This window comes from Citrobacter sp. TBCS-14 (genome assembly GCF_005280805.1).
Lineage (GTDB): Bacteria > Pseudomonadota > Gammaproteobacteria > Enterobacterales > Enterobacteriaceae > Citrobacter > Citrobacter gillenii.
In genome coordinates this window covers 23224-42937 of sequence record NZ_SZWM01001020.1, presented here as the reverse complement: position 1 = coordinate 42937, position 19714 = coordinate 23224, and the positions used below count along the sequence as shown (strand labels likewise).

Annotated in this window: 21 protein-coding genes and 1 tRNA gene; 16 read left to right on the top strand and 6 right to left on the bottom strand. The window is 52.6% G+C overall.

What is annotated here, in order from left to right; translation table 11 throughout:
- Window positions 1–174 precede the first annotated feature (174 nt).
- The 5 genes from endA (at window position 175) to ruvX (ending at window position 3803) form a co-directional block, all read left to right on the top strand.
- Window positions 175–882 carry a deoxyribonuclease I gene (gene endA, locus FDX22_RS22915; RefSeq protein ID WP_117342640.1) on the top strand — a complete coding sequence of 236 codons (708 nt, stop codon included), beginning with the start codon at window positions 175–177 and terminating at the stop codon, window positions 880–882.
- Window positions 883–956: 74 nt separating this feature from the next.
- Entirely contained in the window at window positions 957–1688 is a 732-nt protein-coding gene (rsmE, locus tag FDX22_RS22910; RefSeq protein WP_117342641.1) for a 16S rRNA (uracil(1498)-N(3))-methyltransferase, read from the top strand.
- Window positions 1689–1700: 12 nt separating this feature from the next.
- A complete protein-coding gene (gene gshB / locus FDX22_RS22905; RefSeq protein ID WP_117342642.1) occupies window positions 1701–2648 on the top strand; it encodes a glutathione synthase in 948 nt (315 codons plus the stop codon).
- 175 nt (window positions 2649–2823) lie between these two features.
- Entirely contained in the window at window positions 2824–3387 is a 564-nt protein-coding gene (locus FDX22_RS22900; RefSeq protein ID WP_096755746.1) for a YqgE/AlgH family protein, read from the top strand.
- On the top strand, window positions 3387–3803 hold the full coding sequence (gene ruvX / locus FDX22_RS22895; protein WP_096755745.1) for a Holliday junction resolvase RuvX: 417 nt from the start codon (window positions 3387–3389) through the stop codon (window positions 3801–3803). The genes FDX22_RS22900 and ruvX overlap by 1 nt, the downstream gene beginning before the upstream one ends.
- 9 nt (window positions 3804–3812) lie before the next feature.
- On the opposite strand, the gene FDX22_RS22890 is transcribed toward ruvX, so the two are convergent.
- Window positions 3813–4793 carry a type IV pilus twitching motility protein PilT gene (locus FDX22_RS22890; protein ID WP_135911434.1) on the bottom strand — a complete coding sequence of 327 codons (981 nt, stop codon included), beginning with the start codon at window positions 4791–4793 and terminating at the stop codon, window positions 3813–3815.
- Window positions 4794–4810: 17 nt separating this feature from the next.
- Here FDX22_RS22890 and FDX22_RS22885 point away from each other — a divergent pair, with 17 nt between their 5' ends.
- From FDX22_RS22885 to hemW, 5 genes are read left to right on the top strand one after another with little or no spacing between them, the layout of a single operon-like run.
- Entirely contained in the window at window positions 4811–5515 is a 705-nt protein-coding gene (locus tag FDX22_RS22885) for a YggS family pyridoxal phosphate-dependent enzyme (protein WP_096755743.1), read from the top strand.
- Window positions 5516–5533: 18 nt separating this feature from the next.
- Entirely contained in the window at window positions 5534–6100 is a 567-nt protein-coding gene (locus tag FDX22_RS22880; protein WP_096755742.1) for a YggT family protein, read from the top strand.
- Window positions 6097–6387: a DUF167 family protein YggU gene (yggU, locus tag FDX22_RS22875; protein WP_003027101.1), complete on the top strand. Its 291-nt coding sequence runs from the start codon at window positions 6097–6099 to the stop codon at window positions 6385–6387. The genes FDX22_RS22880 and yggU overlap by 4 nt, the downstream gene beginning before the upstream one ends.
- 7 nt (window positions 6388–6394) lie before the next feature.
- Window positions 6395–6988 carry an XTP/dITP diphosphatase gene (locus tag FDX22_RS22870; protein WP_115257510.1) on the top strand — a complete coding sequence of 198 codons (594 nt, stop codon included), beginning with the start codon at window positions 6395–6397 and terminating at the stop codon, window positions 6986–6988.
- Window positions 6981–8117, top strand: a complete 1137-nt coding sequence (gene hemW, locus FDX22_RS22865; RefSeq protein ID WP_146717832.1) for a radical SAM family heme chaperone HemW — start codon at window positions 6981–6983, stop codon at window positions 8115–8117. The genes FDX22_RS22870 and hemW overlap by 8 nt, the downstream gene beginning before the upstream one ends.
- Before the next feature lie 124 nt (window positions 8118–8241).
- On the opposite strand, the gene ansB is transcribed toward hemW, so the two are convergent.
- The 4 genes from ansB to trmB all read right to left on the bottom strand — a co-directional run bounded on the left by ansB (window position 8242) and on the right by trmB (window position 11291).
- Window positions 8242–9288: an L-asparaginase 2 gene (gene ansB / locus FDX22_RS22860; protein ID WP_146717831.1), complete on the bottom strand. Its 1047-nt coding sequence runs from the start codon at window positions 9286–9288 to the stop codon at window positions 8242–8244.
- A 188-nt stretch (window positions 9289–9476) separates the two neighbouring features.
- Window positions 9477–10196 carry a DUF2884 domain-containing protein gene (locus FDX22_RS22855; protein WP_096755738.1) on the bottom strand — a complete coding sequence of 240 codons (720 nt, stop codon included), beginning with the start codon at window positions 10194–10196 and terminating at the stop codon, window positions 9477–9479.
- A 49-nt stretch (window positions 10197–10245) separates the two neighbouring features.
- Complete coding sequence (locus FDX22_RS22850; RefSeq protein ID WP_096755737.1) at window positions 10246–10572, bottom strand: YggL family protein; 327 nt, start codon at window positions 10570–10572, stop codon at window positions 10246–10248.
- Entirely contained in the window at window positions 10572–11291 is a 720-nt protein-coding gene (trmB, locus tag FDX22_RS22845) for a tRNA (guanosine(46)-N7)-methyltransferase TrmB (RefSeq protein WP_096755736.1), read from the bottom strand. The genes FDX22_RS22850 and trmB overlap by 1 nt, the downstream gene beginning before the upstream one ends.
- A 160-nt stretch (window positions 11292–11451) precedes the next feature.
- On the opposite strand from trmB, the gene mutY reads away from it, so the two are divergent.
- From mutY to FDX22_RS22825, 4 genes are all read left to right on the top strand, one after another.
- Entirely contained in the window at window positions 11452–12504 is a 1053-nt protein-coding gene (gene mutY / locus FDX22_RS22840; protein ID WP_146717830.1) for an A/G-specific adenine glycosylase, read from the top strand.
- Between the two features lie 27 nt (window positions 12505–12531).
- Window positions 12532–12801: an oxidative damage protection protein gene (locus FDX22_RS22835; RefSeq protein ID WP_003027126.1), complete on the top strand. Its 270-nt coding sequence runs from the start codon at window positions 12532–12534 to the stop codon at window positions 12799–12801.
- 86 nt (window positions 12802–12887) lie between these two features.
- Window positions 12888–13973 (top strand): membrane-bound lytic murein transglycosylase MltC, encoded by a 1086-nt coding sequence (gene mltC / locus FDX22_RS22830; RefSeq protein ID WP_135911431.1) that lies wholly within the window; start codon window positions 12888–12890, stop codon window positions 13971–13973.
- Window positions 13974–14185: 212 nt separating this feature from the next.
- Window positions 14186–15442 carry a nucleoside permease gene (locus tag FDX22_RS22825; protein ID WP_096755733.1) on the top strand — a complete coding sequence of 419 codons (1257 nt, stop codon included), beginning with the start codon at window positions 14186–14188 and terminating at the stop codon, window positions 15440–15442.
- Window positions 15443–15518: 76 nt separating this feature from the next.
- Here FDX22_RS22825 and FDX22_RS22820 read toward each other — a convergent pair whose 3' ends face one another.
- The gene (locus FDX22_RS22820) at window positions 15519–17654 is read right to left on the bottom strand and encodes an ornithine decarboxylase (protein WP_115257507.1); all 2136 of its coding nucleotides are present in this window, start codon (window positions 17652–17654) and stop codon (window positions 15519–15521) included.
- A 468-nt stretch (window positions 17655–18122) separates the two neighbouring features.
- Between FDX22_RS22820 and FDX22_RS22815 the strand changes: the two genes are divergently transcribed.
- Together FDX22_RS22815 and FDX22_RS22810 are read left to right on the top strand one after the other, a co-directional pair.
- On the top strand, window positions 18123–18830 hold the full coding sequence (locus tag FDX22_RS22815; RefSeq protein ID WP_146717829.1) for a DUF554 domain-containing protein: 708 nt from the start codon (window positions 18123–18125) through the stop codon (window positions 18828–18830).
- A gap of 105 nt (window positions 18831–18935) precedes the next feature.
- Window positions 18936–19011, top strand: a tRNA-Phe gene (locus FDX22_RS22810).
- Window positions 19012–19714 lie beyond the last annotated feature (703 nt).

Here is a 19714-nt window from a genome sequence, read left to right as displayed (position 1 = left end):
GGTTCGCGCTCGTGACACGCTACTGTATGAGCAGGCGCGCTAAACAAGCAAACAATAATCCGCCGATAGCGCCTTGTTACTCAAAAGTAATTTCTGGAACTTATATGATTTAGCTGATTGCATCTGCCCGACGCTTTCGTTACGTTGCGGGCTCGTTTTGACACGGAGTGTGTGATGTACCGTAATCTTTCTATGGCAGTGGCGTTATTGGCTACTGCACTCTCTGGCCCGGCATTCGCCGAAGGTATCAACAGCTTCTCCCAAGCGAAAGCCGCTGGTGTAAAAATTAATGCCGATGCGCCCGGCGATTTCTACTGCGGCTGTAAAATTAACTGGCAGGGCAAAAAAGGGGTCGTGGATCTCGAGTCCTGCGGCTATAAAGTGCGGAAAAACGAAAACCGCGCCAGCCGTATTGAATGGGAACACGTGGTTCCGGCCTGGCAATTTGGTCATCAACGCCAGTGCTGGCAGGACGGTGGACGTAAAAATTGCGCCAAAGATCCGGTCTATCGCAAGATGGAAAGCGATATGCACAACCTGCAACCGGCAGTGGGTGAAGTAAATGGCGATCGCGCGAACTTTATGTACAGCCAGTGGAACGGCGGCGAAGGCCAGTATGGGCAGTGTGACATGAAGGTCGATTTCAAAGAAAAAGTGGCTGAGCCGCCTGCGCGCGCTCGCGGCGCCATCGCGCGCACCTATTTTTACATGCGCGACCAGTACAACCTGACGCTTTCCCGTCAGCAAACCCAGCTTTTTAACGCCTGGAATAAACAGTATCCAGTGACCGACTGGGAGTGCGAACGCGACGAACGTATTGCGAAGGTACAGGGCAACCATAACCCATACGTGCAACGCGCTTGCCAGGCGCAAAAGAGCTAACCTACACTAGCGTCAATATTTTAACCCATGCCCTGCCGTTTTGTCGGCCAGGGCCATGACGCGGATGGTTAACTATGCGCATTCCTCGCATTTATCACCCTGAACCACTCACGGCAGGCAGCCAAATTTCACTGTGTGAAGATGCCGCCAACCATATCGGTCGCGTGCTGCGCATGGGACCGGGCCAGGCTCTTCAACTATTTGACGGCAGCAACCAGGTGTTTGACGCCGAGATCACCCACGCCAGCAAGAAAAGCGTGGATGTGAAGATACTGAGCGCCGAACTCGACGATCGCGAATCTCCCTTGCATATTCATCTTGGGCAGGTGATGTCGCGCGGTGAAAAAATGGAATTTACTATCCAGAAATCGATTGAACTGGGTGTAAGCCTCATTACGCCACTTTTTTCTGAGCGCTGCGGCGTTAAACTGGACAGTGAACGCCTGAACAAGAAGCTCCAGCAGTGGCAGAAAATTGCGATTGCCGCCTGCGAGCAATGCGGTCGTAACCGGGTGCCTGAAATTCGCCCGGCAATGGATCTGGAAGCCTGGTGTGCCGAGCAGGACGTGGGGCTAAAACTGAACCTGCACCCGCGCGCCAGCGCCAGTATTAACACGCTTCCGCTGCCGGTAGAGCGCATCCGACTGCTGATTGGCCCTGAAGGCGGGCTGTCGGCAGATGAAATTGCCATGACTGCACGCTATCAGTTTACTGATATTCTGTTAGGACCTCGCGTTCTGCGTACTGAGACAACTGCGCTCACCGCCATTACCGCGCTACAGGTGCGATTTGGCGATCTGGGCTAACGGAGAAGAACAATGATCAAGCTCGGCATCGTGATGGATCCCATCGCAAGCATCAACATCAAGAAAGATTCCAGCTTTGCTATGCTGCTGGAAGCACAACGTCGTGGTTACGAACTTCACTATATGGAGATGGCCGATCTTTATCTGATTAACGGTGAAGCCCGCGCCCGCACGCGTACCCTGAGCGTAGAGCAGAACTACGACAAATGGTATGAGTTCAACAGCGAACAAGATCTACCACTGGCTGACCTGGACGTCATTCTGATGCGTAAGGATCCGCCGTTTGATACCGAGTTCATCTACGCCACCTATATTCTGGAGCGTGCAGAAGAGCAAGGGACGCTGATCGTGAACAAACCGCAGAGCCTGCGCGATTGTAACGAAAAGCTGTTCACCGCCTGGTTCGCGGACCTGACGCCAGAAACGCTGGTCACGCGTAACAAAGCGCAGCTGAAAGCCTTCTGGCAAAAACACAGCGATATCATTCTCAAGCCGCTGGACGGCATGGGCGGTGCATCGATCTTCCGCGTGAAGGAAGGCGATCCGAACCTCGGTGTAATTGCCGAAACGCTGACCGAACACGGTACCCGCTACTGCATGGCGCAGAACTACCTGCCGGCAATTAAAGACGGCGACAAACGCGTACTGGTGGTCGATGGCGAACCCGTTCCCTACTGCCTGGCACGCATTCCACAGGGCGGTGAAACCCGTGGTAATCTGGCGGCCGGTGGCCGTGGCGAACCTCGTCCGCTGACCGACAGCGACTGGGAAATTGCACGTCGTATCGGGCCAACGCTGAAAGCCAAAGGACTGATTTTTGTCGGTCTGGATATCATCGGCGATCGCCTGACGGAAATTAACGTCACCAGCCCAACCTGTATTCGCGAAATTGAGGCGGAGTTCCCGGTGTCCATTACCGGTATGCTGATGGATGCCATTGAAGCTCGCTTAGCCAAGTAAACCTGCGCCGGATGACGACGCCACGGTGTCTTATCCGGCCTACAATTGCACCCCGTTGGCCGGATAAGGCGAAGCCGATATCCGGCAATGTTATTTTCAGAGGGTGACAACTTAACGCTTTCCTCGCATACTGACCGTTGTTGCTTTTTTGAACCAGGAAACAGAACCTCTGACAATGAATTTACAGCATCACTTTCTTATTGCCATGCCTGCTCTCCAGGATCCGATTTTCCGCCGTTCCGTGGTCTACATTTGCGAACATAATGAAAATGGCGCAATGGGGATTATCGTCAATAAACCCCTGGAAAACTTACAGATTGCAGGGATTCTGGAAAAGCTGAAGATTACCCCTGAGACACGCGATCCGGCGATTCGCCTGGATAAAGCCGTGATGCTCGGAGGCCCGTTAGCAGAAGAGCGTGGGTTTATTTTGCATACCCCTCCTTCACGCTTTGCCTCCAGCATTCGTATTTCGGACAACACCATTATCACCACTTCCCGCGATGTACTGGAAACCTTAGGCACTCAGGAACAACCTTCCGAGGTGCTGGTCGCCCTGGGGTATTCATCATGGGAAAAAGGCCAACTGGAGCAAGAGTTGCTGGATAACGCCTGGCTCACCGCCCCCGCGGATCTCAATATTCTGTTTAAAACGCCGATTGCCGACCGCTGGCGCGACGCGGCCAAACTTATCGGGATCGATATCCTGACCATGCCTGGCGTGGCGGGACACGCATAATGAGCGAAACATTACTCTCCTTTGATTTTGGGACCAAAAGTATTGGCGTGGCGATTGGTCAGCGCATTACAGGTACTGCCAGACCGCTGCCTGCCATCAAAGCGCAGGACGGCACGCCAGACTGGAACGTGATTGAACGCCTGCTAAAAGAGTGGCAACCGGATGAAATCATTGTCGGTCTGCCGCTCAATATGGACGGCACCGAGCAGCCGCTTACTGCGCGCGCACGCAAGTTTGCCAACCGTATTCATGGCCGCTTTGGCGTCACGGTCACGCTGCACGACGAACGCCTGAGCACCGTCGAAGCACGTTCCGGCCTGTTTGAGCAAGGCGGGTACCGCGCGCTGAATAAAGGCAAAGTAGACTCCGCGTCTGCCGTCGTTATTCTCGAAAGCTATTTCGAACAAGGTTACTAAGGCTCATATTTACAGCCTGCCTTGCGCCTGACGCTGCTGCAGGCTCTGGGCAAATGTTTGCATACCCACCTGTTGCCCGGTTTGTATCACGCCGGGTAGCTGGTGGGTTTTCCCTTCACGGATCAGATTACTCACAGCCGACGTATTGACCAGCAGTTCAAATAACGCCACCCGCCCACCCTGCCTGTCGGCTTCCAGTTTTTGTGCGAGCACCGCCCGCAAACTACCCGCCAGTTGATTACGCACCGGGTCTTTTTCCTGTGCAGGGAACGTATCCACCAGCCGCTCCACCGCCTGCGCCGCACCGCGCGTATGCAGCGTTGCCAGCACCAGATGCCCCGTTTCCGCCGCCGTCAGTGCCAGACGAATCGTCTCGCTGTCGCGCAGTTCCCCCAGTAAAATCACGTCAGGATCTTCACGCAATGCCGCCCGCAGGCCGGCAGCAAAAGAAAGGCAGTGCACGCCAATCTCACGCTGTTGGATCAGACAACGCTGGCTGGTATAGCGGAATTCAATCGGGTCTTCCAGGGTCAGAATATGCCCGTCAACGTGCTGATTGAGAGAGTCCACCATCGCCGCCAGCGTCGTCGACTTACCGCTGCCCGTCGCCCCGGTCACCAGAATCAACCCGTTTTCGCTGTGCAGCAGTTCTGGCAACGCAGCGGGCGTCTGGAGATCATCCAGGCACGGGCAATCAAGCGGCAGCAGTCTCAGCGCCAGTGACGTTCCCTGCTGATGCGTAAATGCGCTGGCCCGTAAACGCCGGGAATCCGCCAGTGCGATAGCAAAATCAACCTGACCCTTTTCCCGCCACTGTACCTGTTGTTGCTCACTGAGCCATAACATCAGCAGCTTCTCCACGTCAGGCGCGGTAAACGGGGCAATTTCTACCCTTCCACATATGCGCCAGCGCGCAGGCCATGCATTGCACAGGTGTAGATCCGACACGTTATGCTTTACACTAAGGGCCACTATTTCTTCCATATTCATATGAACATCCTCGGAAAATGAACGATATCGCGCATAACCTGGCACATGTCAGGGAGAAAATCTCAGCCGCCGCGACGCGTTGCGGGCGGTCTTCAGAAGACGTTACGTTGCTTGCAGTGAGCAAAACCAAACCTGCGAGCGCCATCGAAGAAGCCATTGCTGCCGGGCAGCATGCCTTTGGGGAAAACTATGTTCAGGAAGGCGTGGATAAAATCCGCTACTTCAGCGAAAACGGCGTGACTGGACTGCAGTGGCACTTTATCGGCCCGTTGCAGTCCAACAAAAGCCGTCTGGTGGCTGAACATTTTGACTGGTGCCACACGATAGACCGTTTGCGCATCGCCACCCGACTCAGCGAACAGCGCCCGGCAGACCTACCGCCGCTGAATGTGCTGATTCAAATAAACATCAGCGATGAGAACAGCAAGTCAGGTATTCCGCTGGCAGAGCTTGATGCCCTGGCCGCAGACGTCGCCGCTCTGCCGCGCATTACCCTGCGTGGACTGATGGCAATCCCGGCGCCTGAGTCAGATTATGTAAGGCAGTTTGAAGTTGCACAGCAAATGGCTGTAGCATTTGCCGGGTTGAAAACACGCTACCCGACAGTCGATACGCTCTCGTTGGGAATGTCTGATGATATGGATGCCGCCATCGCGGCGGGTAGCACGATGGTGCGCATTGGCACTGCCATTTTTGGTGCTCGTGATTACACAAAAAATTAAGGAAAACTGAGGAACACCATGAATACGTTGACCTTCCTGCTCTCAACGGTAATTGAGCTGTATACCATGGCGCTGCTATTGCGCGTGTGGATGCAGTGGTCTCGCTGCGATTTTTACAATCCGTTTTCGCAGTTCATTGTAAAAATCACTCAGCCTATTATTGGGCCGTTACGCCGAATTATTCCCCCGATGGGGCCGATTGATAGCGCATCGTTACTGGTCGCGTTAGTGCTCAGCTTTATCAAAGCTATTGTGCTGTTCAAAGTGGTCACGTTCCAACCCATTATCTGGATCGCCGCCGTACTGATCGTCCTGAAGACTATCGGGCTGCTGATTTTCTGGGTACTACTGGTGATGGCCATCATGAGCTGGGTCAGCCAGGGCCGCAGCCCTGTAGAATACGTACTGATTCAACTGGCGGATCCGCTGCTGCGTCCTATTCGTCGTATCCTTCCAGGAATGGGCGGGATCGACTTCTCCCCGATGATCCTGGTGCTGCTACTCTATGTCATCAACATGGGGATCGCAGAAGTGTTACAAGCGACAGGCAACATGCTGCTGCCGGGGCTGTGGATGGCGCTATGAGTGCCGTAACACCCTGCGATGACGGTCTGGTTTTACGGCTCTACATTCAGCCTAAAGCTAGCCGTGACAGTATTGTGGGTTTACATGGCGACGAAGTAAAAGTCGCCATTACCGCCCCACCGGTCGATGGGCAAGCCAACAGCCATCTGGTGAAGTTTCTCGGTAAACAGTTCCGCGTGGCGAAAAGCCAGGTCGTTATTGAGAAGGGCGAGCTTGGCCGCCACAAACAGGTTAAAATCATTCATCCGCAACAGATCCCGCCAGAAATTGCGGCGCTAACTGATTAGGTATCCCATGCAAAAAGTTGTCCTCGCGACCGGCAATGCCGGTAAAGTGCGTGAACTCGCCTCTCTCCTGAGCGACTTCGGGCTTGATGTCGTTGCCCAAACGGATCTGGGCGTTGATTCCGCAGAAGAAACCGGCCTGACGTTTATTGAAAACGCCATTCTGAAGGCGCGTCATGCCGCGCAAATCACCGGTCTGCCGGCCATTGCCGATGATTCCGGCCTGGCCGTTGACGCCCTCGGCGGGGCACCGGGGATTTATTCTGCTCGCTATTCTGGTGAAGATGCGACTGACAGACAAAACCTGGAAAAACTGCTGCACACCCTGCAGGATATCCCGGACGAAAAACGTCAGGCACAGTTCCATTGTGTACTGGTGTATATGCGCCACGCAGATGACCCAACCCCTGTTGTATGTCACGGACGCTGGCCGGGCGTGATCGCTCGTGAGCCTGCCGGAGACGGTGGTTTTGGCTACGACCCTATCTTCTTTGTACCGTCTGAGGGTAAAACCGCAGCCGAACTGACCCGCGAAGAAAAGAGTGCTATTTCCCACCGTGGACAGGCACTAAAACTGCTGCTGGATGCGCTGCGTAATGGTTAAGTTGCCACCGCTGAGTCTTTATATCCACATCCCGTGGTGCGTGCAGAAATGCCCCTACTGCGACTTCAACTCGCATGCGTTAAAGGGCGAAGTTCCCCATGACGATTACGTTGGGCATCTGCTGAGCGATCTGGATGCCAACGTCGCCTACGCGCAGGGACGCGAAGTAAAGACCATTTTTATTGGTGGCGGTACGCCGAGCCTGCTCTCTGGCCCGGCAATGCAAACGCTGCTGGATGGCGTGCGTGCGCGTCTGAATCTGGCGGCGGATGCCGAAATCACGATGGAAGCCAATCCCGGTACGGTGGAAGCCGATCGGTTTGTCGATTATCAACGCGCTGGAGTTAACCGCATCTCGATTGGCGTGCAAAGTTTTAGCGCCGCCAAGCTTGAGCGACTGGGGCGTATTCACGGGCCAGAAGAAGCCAAACGCGCGGCGAATCTGGCTGACGGTCTGGGATTGCGCAGCTTTAACCTCGATTTGATGCACGGCCTGCCGGATCAAACACTGGAAGAAGCGCTGGGCGATTTACAGCAGGCCATTGAGCTTAACCCCCCGCATCTCTCCTGGTATCAGCTCACTATTGAGCCCAACACGTTGTTTGGTTCGCGCCCGCCGGTGCTACCGGATGATGACGCCCTGTGGGATATTTTTGAGCAAGGCCACCGGTTGCTGACCGCCGCCGGGTATCAGCAATATGAAACCTCGGCCTATGCAAAACCGGGATATCAGTGCCAGCACAACCTGAACTACTGGCGTTTTGGCGACTATCTTGGCATTGGCTGCGGGGCTCACGGCAAGATCACCTTCCCGGACGGACGTATCCTGCGCACCACCAAAACCCGACATCCGCGCGGTTACATGCAGGGACGTTATCTCGAAAGCGAGCGTGATGTCGCCGAGGCTGATAAGCCATTTGAGTTCTTTATGAACCGCTTCCGCTTGCTGGAGGCCGCACCGCGTGTGGAATTCACCCACTATACCGGGCTTGCCGAAGAGGTGATTCGGGCACAGGTTGATGAGGCTATCGCCCAGGGATATCTGACGCAGAGCGATGAGTACTGGCAGATTACCCAGCACGGTAAGCTGTTTTTAAACTCACTGCTGGAGCTGTTTCTGGCGGAGTAACGCGGAAAACCGTAATGAATGTTGGCCTGATAAGGCTTTGAGCCACCATTCGGCAAATTGCCTGATGGCGCTGCGCTTATCAGGCCTACAGGGTTAGGTCGATAAGCGCAGCCACCTTCATCGATTAGTACTGATTAAATATTTCCTGGATCTGTTTAGGATCTTTGGTCTGTGTCAGCGCCAATTGCAGCAGCACGCGAGCTTTTTGTGGGTTCAGCGAGCCAGACGCCACAAATCCGTACTTCGCATCATCGATTTCAGCATCCTGCGTGGTGGAGCCAGTAGGTACGCGGGAAGAACGCACGACCACGGTGCCTTTGTGCGCAGCGGTTGCCAGCGTATCGAAAATGGTTTTATACAGGTTACCATTACCCACACCAGCACTCACAATCCCGGCGTATCCGGCATCGACCAGCGCTTTTGCCGGCAGATCGGAGGCGTTAGCGTAGTTATAGATAATGCCCACCTTCGGCAGCTCGGTCAGCTTAGAGACATCGAATGGCGTTGCGGAAGTATGCTTGCGCGCAGGCGTACGCTGGTAATCAATTTTACCGTTATGGATATAGCCCAGCGGGCCATAGTTGACGGCTTTGAAGGTCGCGACATCCGTGGTGTTGGTCTTGGTCACATCACGGCCATCCAGGACAGTGTCGTTCATCACCACCAGCACACCGCGGTTAGCAGACGCTTTATCCGCCGCGGTCACCACGGCGTTATACAGGTTGAACGGGCCATCGGCGCTCATACCCGTAGACGGACGCATTGCGCCGACCAACACCACTGGCTTGTTGCACTTGACGGTCAGATCGAGGAAATACGCGGTTTCTTCCATAGTATCCGTACCATGGGTCACCACGAAGCCGTCGGTTTTATCACATTCGGTGTTGATCTTCTTCGCCAGCGTTAACCAGACGTCGTCATTCATGTCCTGCGAGCCAATATTCACCACCTGCTCGCCTTTAACGACGGCAATATCTTTCAGTTGCGGCACCGCATCGACCAGATTTTCTACGCCAACTTTACCCGCCGTGTAGTTGGATTTTGTTGCGGAATCACCGCCACCAGCAATCGTCCCGCCGGTAGCCAGAATGGTGATATTGGGTAATGCGAGCGCTGCGCCGCTGAACCCCATAACCAGTGCTGCCAGTGCCGTTTTTCTGAAAAAATCCATGTTATTACTCCGGTTATTTGAATTTGCCGCATTATGTCAACCTGACAGATGAATAATGTGACCTCTTCCAATTAACCAGACTTATATATTTATAAATTTGTTATTTTTAGAGATGGATATCAAAAAAAAAGGAAAATGCAAAGCAAAACGGCACAGAATGTTTCTGTGCCGTTAAAGAGAGGTAAATGCTATTTTAGACCGTTCACCAATGCCTTACGGTCATCTTCCAGCGTCACGACGCGCGCGCAAACATCCTTGCCAAACTGCTGGAAGTCTTTCTCTTGGTTCTTCCATTCATTCTGGATGGAGGTTTGCAAACCGCCAAGGCTACCGAGCACACCCTGCAGTGGGTTACCGCCACCTTTGAGCACCGCTTTGGCACCCATTTCGTTGATGCTGTCCTGCAGAATGCCGCCCATCGCCTGATTCACCAGCTGCTGCCCGTCAGCACGGACCTGATCAATCGCCTTATAATGGAAGGTCAGACCGTCAGTACGATGCTCGATGATCCGGTTCATCTGCTCTTTCAATTGGGCGTCAAGCTTGGTTAAACGACCGCGCATGTTGCTGCTTTCACCGACTTCTTTGGCGATAATTTTGTCCAGCGCGATGCGACCTTTCTCGACGCGTGCTCTGGCGCCGTCGTCAATCCACGGCAGGCTGCTACGCAACGCCGCCTGATAATCTTTCGCCTGCTCACGCTGTGCGGCGCTTAAGGTGTACTGCTTACCGTTGAAGGTAACATTCCCGGCTGGCGTGATCACCAGATCGCCGTTTTCACCCTTCACCTGCACCGTTTGCGGAGTCACAATCACATCATCACGCGGGGTGACGCTGCACTTATAATCAGCATGTGCGGCCATCGCCGTGAACGTCAGAACTGCCGCCAGCAGCGTTTTACGCATCATATCTATCCCTCAATACAAATCGGGCCGGCATTTGCCGACCCTGTGCTACTTAGTCCCACCAAATATCGAAAAGTTCGCTGGTGCGCACATCTTCAAGTTTGTGCTCTTCCAGCCACTTACGCACGATTGCCTGATGTTCTTCAGTGCATTTGCCGATTTCCTGCAGGCAGATCAGACCTTCCCAGGCCAGATAGCCACTGCCGTCATAGGCCAGCTTGTTCGGCTCAATAACCTCATTGATAAAGTCATCAACGATTTTATCGACCTGCTCTTCAGATGTGCCTTCCGGAAAACGCCATGCAACCGAAAATCCGACTTCCTGGAATTCGTCGATATGCATTTTTTTACGCAGACGACGGCTACGGTTCTTTGCCATTATTTCACCCTCTCGAACATTAAGTCCCATACGCCGTGGCCAAGACGATGGCCACGTTGTTCAAATTTGGTTACCGGGCGCGATGGTGGGCGCGGTACATAATCGTTACTCTCAGACTGGTTTTTATACCCGTCAATGGAGGACATCACTTCAAGCATGTGCTCCGCATAGGCTTCCCAGTCGGTAGCCATGTGGAAAACACCGCCCAACTTCAGCTTACTCTTCACCAGCTCAGCAAACGGTACCTGAACGATACGGCGTTTATTATGACGTGCTTTATGCCACGGGTCAGGGAAAAAGAGCTGAACCATCGATAAAGAATTGTCAGGAATCATTTTGTGCAGCACTTCAACGGCGTCATGACACATCACGCGCAGGTTTTCGACGCCCTCTTCATGCGCCGAAGCCAGGCAGGCGCCAACGCCCGGAGAGTGAACCTCAATACCGAGGAAGTTTTGTTCCGGACGCGCTTTGGCCATCGCCACCAGCGAAGCGCCCATACCGAAACCTATTTCAAGCGTCACCGGTGCGTCACGGCCAAACAGCGCAGCAAAATCGACCGGCGCTTCGCTGAACTCAACGCCCATCACCGGCCAGTAGTTTTCCAGTGCGTGTTCCTGCCCTTTAGTCAGTCGCCCCTGGCGACGAACAAAACTACGAATCCGGCGCAGCGGGCGACCGTTTTCATCAAATTCCGGTGAAATGACGTCGTTCTTCATAAAAGTTTAGTCTGCTGTGTTTGAGTTCTGAAAACGGGCATTATCCAAAGTTAGTTGCCGGATGCAAGTAAAGGAAGAGAGTCAGCTGCGGAAAGTTCCGGTTTACACCCTTCGACCTCTGTGCTGCAATCTTGCCCCCAGCAATAATGAAACGGTAATCATGCAAGCGTCTCAATTTTCAGCTCAGGTGTTGAGCTGGTACGACAAATACGGGCGGAAAACGCTGCCCTGGCAAATTGACAAGACGCCTTACAAAGTATGGCTTTCTGAAGTCATGCTGCAACAAACTCAGGTTGCGACCGTTATTCCTTATTTTGAACGCTTTATGGTGCGCTTTCCAACGATAACCGATTTAGCCCATGCCCCGCTTGATGAAGTCCTGCATTTGTGGACCGGGCTGGGGTATTACGCGCGTGCGCGCAATCTGCATAAAGCCGCTCAGCAGGTGGCGACGCTGCATGGCGGCACCTTCCCGCAAACCTTTGATGAAGTTGCCGCCCTGCCCGGCGTTGGACGCTCTACCGCAGGCGCGATCCTTTCGCTCTCTTTGGGTCAGCATTTTCCGATTCTCGACGGCAACGTCAAACGCGTGCTGGCACGCTGTTATGCTGTCAGCGGCTGGCCGGGGAAAAAAGAGGTCGAGAAAAAACTGTGGGCGTTGAGTGAGCAGGTTACACCCGCCCACGGCGTTGAACGATTTAATCAGGCGATGATGGATTTAGGCGCGCTAGTCTGTACGCGTTCAAAACCTAAGTGCGCCCTGTGCCCATTACAAAATGGCTGTGTGGCTACCGCCAATGCAAGTTGGGCACAATACCCGGGTAAAAAGCCCAAGCAGACGTTACCGGAGCGCACAGGCTATTTTTTACTGATGCAGCATAACGATGAGGTGTTACTCGCGCAGCGTCCACCTAGCGGCTTATGGGGCGGATTATACTGTTTTCCGCAGTTTGAAGATGAAGATGGACTGCATCAGTGGCTGGCGCAACGGCAAATTAACGCAGATAATCTGACCCAGCTTACTGCGTTTCGCCATACCTTTAGTCATTTCCACTTAGATATTGTGCCTATGTGGCTTCCCGTGTCCTCATTCACCACCTGCATGGATGAAGGCAACGCGCTCTGGTATAACTTAGCGCAACCGCCGTCGGTCGGACTGGCGGCTCCCGTGGAGCGTTTGTTACAGCAATTACGCGTCGGTGCGCAGGTTTAACGTGCCGGTCGATAAAGAGGATTTTTTATGAGCAGAACGATTTTTTGTACTTTCCTGCAACGTGAAGCAGAAGGTCAGGATTTTCAGCTGTACCCAGGCGATCTGGGAAAACGCATTTATAACGAGATTTCGAAAGAAGCATGGGCACAGTGGCAGCACAAGCAAACCATGCTGATTAACGAGAAGAAACTCAACATGATGAACGTCGAGCACCGCAAGCTGTTGGAACAGGAGATGATCAACTTCCTGTTTGAAGGCAAGGACGTGCACATTGAAGGCTATACGCCAGAGTCATAAGAACCGTTGCCGGATGGCGCTGCGCTTATCCGGCCGACGATTTAATCTGGTCCTTGCAAATAACCAACACAACACGCACCCCCGGAATGATGAAAAAATTTCTCGCGCTTGCCGTTATTGCGCCGTTGCTCATCTCCTGTTCCAGTTCGACCAAAAAAGGCGATTCCTATAACGAAGCCTGGGTCAAGGATACCAACGGTTTTGATATTCTGATGGGGCAGTTTGCCCATAACATTGAGAATTTGTGGGGATTTAAAGAAGTGCTGATCGCGGGTCCGAAGGACTACGTCAAGTATACCGATCAGTATCAAACCCGCAGCCACATCAACTTTGATGACGGTACCATAACCGTGGAGACCATCGCCGGGACAGATCCTGCCGGGCATTTACGACGGGCAATAATCAAGACCTTGCTGATGGGAGACGATCCGGGTTCCATCGATCTCTATTCCGATGTCGATGATATCAAGATTTCCAAAGAGCCGTTCCTCTACGGGCAGGTCGTTGATAATACCGGTCAGCCTATTCGCTGGGAGGGGCGCGCGACAAACTTCGCCAACTACCTGCTGCAAACGCGACTGAAGAGCCGGAGTAACGGCCTGCGCATTATCTACAGCGTGACAATTAACCTGGTGCCAAACCACCTTGATAAGCGTGCGCATAAGTATATCGGCATGGTTCGTCAGGCATCGCGTAAGTATGGCGTCGACGAGGCGCTGATCCTCGCCATCATGCAAACCGAGTCCTCCTTTAACCCGTATGCGGTCAGCCATGCTGATGCACTGGGCCTGATGCAGGTCGTGCAGCACAGCGCCGGGAAGGATGTATTCCGCTCACAGGGCCGTTCCGGTACGCCAAGCCGTAGCTTCTTGTTTGACCCGGCCAACAACATTGATACCGGTACCGCCTATCTGGCGATGCTCAACAATGTCTACTTGGGCGGAATCGATAACCCAACCTCACGTCGTTACGCCGTCATTACCGCGTATAACGGTGGAGCAGGCAGCGTGCTGCGCGTGTTCTCCAGCGATAAAATTCAGGCAGCAAATATCATCAACAGCATGTCGCCGGGGGACGTTTATCAAACATTAACCACCCGACATCCGTCGGCGGAATCACGCCGCTACCTTTATAAGGTCAATTCTGCACAAAAATCCTATCGACGTCGGTAATGTTTACCCTCTTCGGCCGCGTGAAGCTGGCGGCAGAAGAGGGTAAAAGTGTTAACTCCGTCACTATTTTGCCTTGCAATTGGAAATTGTTTGCAAATATTTGTCACAGCTAACAAAAAAACACCCCTTCTCATTGATAGAATCACATCATATTGAAACGGCAAATGTGCTTTTTAAAACATCCATCCGCATTACGATGTGAGGAAATTAACATGAATCTTAAGCTGCAGCTGAAAGTCCTTTCCTTTCTGCAGTTCTGCCTGTGGGGTAGTTGGCTCACGACCCTCGGCTCTTATATGTTTGTCACCCTTAAATTCGACGGTGCCTCTATTGGCGCAGTCTATAGCTCGCTGGGGATTGCCGCCGTATTTATGCCTACGCTGTTAGGTATCGTCGCCGACAAATGGATCAGTGCCAAGTGGGTTTATGCTCTTTGCCACCTGGTGGGTGCGGGTACGCTGTTCGCTGCCGCCGAGGTCACCACGCCTGGAGCCATGTTCTTTGTGATCCTGCTTAACTCCCTGGCCTATATGCCAACGCTGGGGTTAATCAACACTATTTCTTACTATCGCCTGCAGTCTGCCGGGATGGATATTGTCACCGACTTCCCGCCAATCCGTATCTGGGGCACCATCGGGTTTATTCTGGCCATGTGGGCGGTAAGCTTCTCTGGCTTTGAACTGAGCCATATGCAGCTGTATATCGGCGCAATTCTGTCCGTGGTACTGGCACTGTTCACCCTGACGCTGCCACATATTCCGGTTGCTAATCAGCAGAAAAATCAGAGCTGGACATCAATGATGGGTTTGGATGCCTTCGCCCTGTTTAAAAACAAGCGTATGGCAATTTTCTTCATCTTCTCGATGATGCTGGGCGCAGAACTGCAAATTACCAACATGTTCGGTAATACCTTCCTGCACAGCTTCGATAATAACCCGCTGTTCTCTGGTAGCTTCATCGTCGAGCATGCGTCAGTCATGATGTCCATCTCGCAGATTTCAGAAACCCTGTTTATCCTGACCATCCCGTTCTTCTTAAGCCGTTACGGTATTAAGAACGTTATGCTGATCAGTATTGTGGCGTGGATGCTGCGTTTTGGTCTGTTTGCGTACGGCGACCCGACTCCGTTCGGTACCGTGCTGCTGGTTCTGTCGATGATTGTTTACGGCTGCGCCTTCGATTTCTTCAACATCTCCGGTTCGGTGTTCGTGGAAAAAGAAGTTCGTCCGGAAATTCGCGCCAGTGCACAGGGTATGTTCCTGATGATGACCAACGGCTTTGGCTGTATTCTGGGTGGTCTGGTGAGCGGTAAAGTGGTGGAACACTTCACACTGAACGGCATTACTGACTGGCAGAGCGTATGGCTGATCTTCGCGGGCTACTCACTGTTCCTGGCCTTTGCCTTCGTCGCACTGTTTAAGTACAAACACGTTCGCACTCCGGCTGGCACGCAGACTATCGCACACTAATCTTCATTGATTAAAAAGGGTCACCTGACGGTGACCCTTTTTTTGCCGGAAATGTATCGGCCGCGCGATCCGTTTTTTATTTCAGAACATATCCGTACAGACGCTTAATACCGTCGGCATCCGTTTCACTGTAAACCCCTTGCAGTTCAGGTGAAAAGCCCGGCAGCAGATTAACGCCCTCTTCCAGCGCCAGGAAGTAACGCTGTACCGCTCCGCCCCACACTTCACCGGGTACTACGCACAACACGCCGGGAGGATAAGGCAACGCACCTTCTGCCGCGATACGACCGGCAGCATCACTAATGCGCAACAGCTCAACATCTCCCCGGATATAAGCACTGTTGGCATCCTGCGGGTTCATGGCAACAGCGGGTAAGCTCTCCTGACGGAACATCGCTTTTTGCAGATCCTTCACATCAAAGCTCACGTACAGGTCATGCATTTCCTGACACAGTTCACGCAGCGTGTAATCCCGATAGCGCATCGGGTATTTGTTGAAGATTGTGGGCAGCACATCTGCCAGCGGCGTATCGTTCTCAATGTGCTGTTCAAACTGAGCCAGCATCGCCACCAGCTGCGCCATTTTCTCTGCGCTTTCTGCTGGCGTCAGCAGGAACAGGATTGAATTGAGGTCGCATTTTTCCGGCACAATACCATTCTCTCGCAGGTAGTGTGCGAGGATCGTCGCTGGTATACCAAAGTCAGTATACTGCCCAGTTTGCGCATCAATGCCCGGCGTGGTCAGCAGCAGTTTGCACGGATCGACAAAATACTGATCGCTCGCATAGCCGTCAAAACCATGCCATTTTGCTCCCGGCTCAAAGCTAAAGAAGCGACGCTCGCTGGCAATAACCTGCGTCGGGTATGTCTGCCAGGGCTTCCCCCCCACCATCGGGGGAATAAAGGGCTGAATCAGCTTACAGCGATCGATAATGGCTTTACGTGCCTCAATTCCTAACGCCACGCATTCCGCCCATAACCGGCGTCCGCTCTCACCTTCATGGATTTTTGCGTTAACGTCCAGCGCGGCAAATAGCGGGTAAAACGGGCTGGTGGAGGCGTGCAGCATAAAGGCATTGTTCAACCGTTTGTGCGGGCAAAAACGCGCCTGGCCGCGAATATGGTTATCTTTTTTGTGGATCTGCGAGGTTTGTGAGAACCCGGCCTGCTGTTTGTGCACCGACTGGGTGACAAAAATCCCGGGATCGTTGGGTTTGAGATCCAGTAGCAATGGCGAACCATCCGCCATCATCGGGATAAATTGTTCGTAACCAACCCAGGCAGAGTCAAACAAAATGTAATCGCACAAACTGCCGATCTTGTCGATCACCTGTCGCGCGTTATAAATGGTCCCATCATAGGTTCCCAACTGGATAATCGCCAGACGGAACGGGCGCGGCTGGTCGGCTTTATGTGGTGCGACGTCGCGTATCTGCCCGCGCAGATACGCTTCATTAAAGCAGTGCTCATCAATGCCGCCAATAAAGCCAAACGGGTTACGCGCCGCCTCCAGATAGACTGGTGTAGCGCCGGCCTGGATCAGCGCACCATGGTGGTTTGATTTATGATTGTTACGGTCAAACAGCACCAGATCGCCACGCGTCAGCAACGCGTTGGTCACGACTTTATTGGCAGCAGAGGTGCCGTTCAGCACAAAGTATGTTTTATCTGCATTAAACACTTTTGCCGCAAACTTCTGCGCATGCTTTGCCGACCCCTCATGAATGAGCAAATCGCCCAACTTGACGTCAGCATTGCACATATCCGCGCGAAACAAATTCTCGCCAAAGAACTCATAAAAATGCCGTCCGGCAGGATGTTTCTTAAAAAATTCACCGTGCTGATGGCCTGGGCAGGCAAAGGTACTGTTGCCCATTTCGACATACTGCGTCAGCGTGTCATAAAATGGTGGCAACAGATCGTCCTCATAACGACATGCGGCGGACTCCAGCTCCAGCCAGTCCTGTGCGTTACCGCCAATAACCGCCTCTGCACCCGCAGGCAATTCGACAGTAACCTCTGAGAAAATAAACACCGGTAAATGAAAACCTGTGCGTTTAAGCAACGCGAGGATCCCGCTGCGGCTGTCCGCAACGGTAATGACGACTGCCGCAACATCAGTAAAATCGGTACCGTCCAGTGACACCACCTGACGATGGGTAGACAGACAAGAGACCAGTTCACCACTGGCGGCAATTTTCATTGATTTCATAAGCGCAAAAACCCGTTTCGGGAAAGTCAAAGTCCCGGACAATGCCACACGGCGTTATCCCACGAAATGTTTGGTCAAACTGGTTACCAGCCCCGACCGCCAGACATCAGTAAAAGCAGATAGCCTCTGATCTTACTGTTATCCTGCAGTGAGCGTACGCCGCCGTCACCGCATGGAGGGAGAATGAGGATGTGTCGTAGAAAGGGGAGGACGTCGCGCAAAAAGGCGATGTTGAAGGTGATGTAGGGGGAATTGATTCATCCCAGGCAACCCCATTCAGACAGGAGAAAATTCGCGCAATCATGGCACCTTTCACTACCAGGCGCAAGACAAAATCCTATGCATATCCCCACAGATAAACAAGCATTTTGCCGGACAATAGCGTCATAATAATGCAATCTGAAAACATAAATATACCCCGAAAATTGCCTTCGTCATCAAGACGATAACGGGTATGCAGGAGCTCATGTGGTAATCGGACCTTTTATTAATGCCAGCGCTATTTTACTTGGTGGCGTTCTCGGCACGCTGCTCAGCCAGCATTTACCCGAACGCATTCGGGTCTCAATGACCTCTATTTTCGGACTGGCTTCTCTGGGCATTGGTATCTTGCTGGTAATCAAATGCGCCAACCTGCCGGTTATGGTGCTGGCAACACTGGTCGGCGCACTGATTGGCGAGTTGTGCCATCTGGAAAAAGGGATTAATGCGGCGGTCGCCAAAGCGCAGCAGCTTTTCTCAAAGTCAGATGCCAATGCAACGCACGAATCGTTTATTCAAAGCTTTGTCGCCATCATTGTACTGTTTTGTGCCAGCGGCACCGGGATCTTTGGGGCGATACATGAAGGAATGACCGGCGATCCGAATATTTTAATCGCGAAGTCGTTTCTCGATTTCTTCACCGCTATCATCTTCGCCTGTTCGCTGGGGATTGCGGTATCCGCCATTTGTGTGCCGATGCTGGCAATCCAGCTGACGCTCGCCTCCTGCGCCGCGCTGATCTTGCCTTTGACGACGCCTGCCATGATGGCTGACTTTAGCGCCGTAGGTGGCTTGCTGTTGCTGGCAACCGGCTTGCGTATCTGCGGAATTAAAATGTTTGCCGTCGTGAACATGCTACCTGCCCTGCTATTGGCCATGCCGCTTTCCGCCGCGTGGACGGCATTTTTTGCCTGAGAATGCGTGCAATACCAGCAATGTGGTGATAGATTGTGCAGTCTGCATTGATTTGAAGAAATTTCGTTGACGAAAAGAAGCGAATCGGTTTTAATGCGCCTCGTTGCCCGGATAGCTCAGTCGGTAGAGCAGGGGATTGAAAATCCCCGTGTCCTTGGTTCGATTCCGAGTCCGGGCACCACTATTTAGAAAAACCAGCCTACGGGCTGGTTTTTTGCTTTCTGGGGTTCCGGTAGATTTCTGGTCATCTTAGCCACAGTAACCATCACTCGGCCTCTTCCCTCCAACCCGAGCATTTCCCTTTAGCTACTCCCTGCCCTTCCGGTCACAGTGTTGTTCTCTATTCGGCTTCAAACTGCCAATAAACACTATTTCCACCTTGTATGCCTATCTGGTGGATTCATCACAGCAAGGCAGAGTCCGGTCTTTGTCCGGTCTGGGGTAGGAAAGTATCATCGCTTGATTCAGATATGTGCAAAACACTACCGCGCTTAGGGTGGTGTCCACATTTCATGTGGTAGGATCATTATCCTCATCACATACCAGCATACCGAAAATAATATTATACTGCTCCATTTTCGGATAGGATAAATTAAGAGAGCACGCAAGAATTTTTTGCAGCACCACATATGCCCCTCGTGGCTGAGTATCAATAATATTGACAGAGAAGTATAATATATTCACCTTCTGTTCTTATCCTCCAGTTATCATTTTTAAGAAAACATTCAGGACTCAGATAACAGATTTTGCTGACCAGATCGTCGCGTCCTCCCGTTAAAAATAATTTATTTCTATCACCCACTCGTTTTCTTCTTATAATATCAACGGCCTCACCAATTATTACCCAAGCCAGCATGGAAAAATTGTTACTGTAATAAGGCACA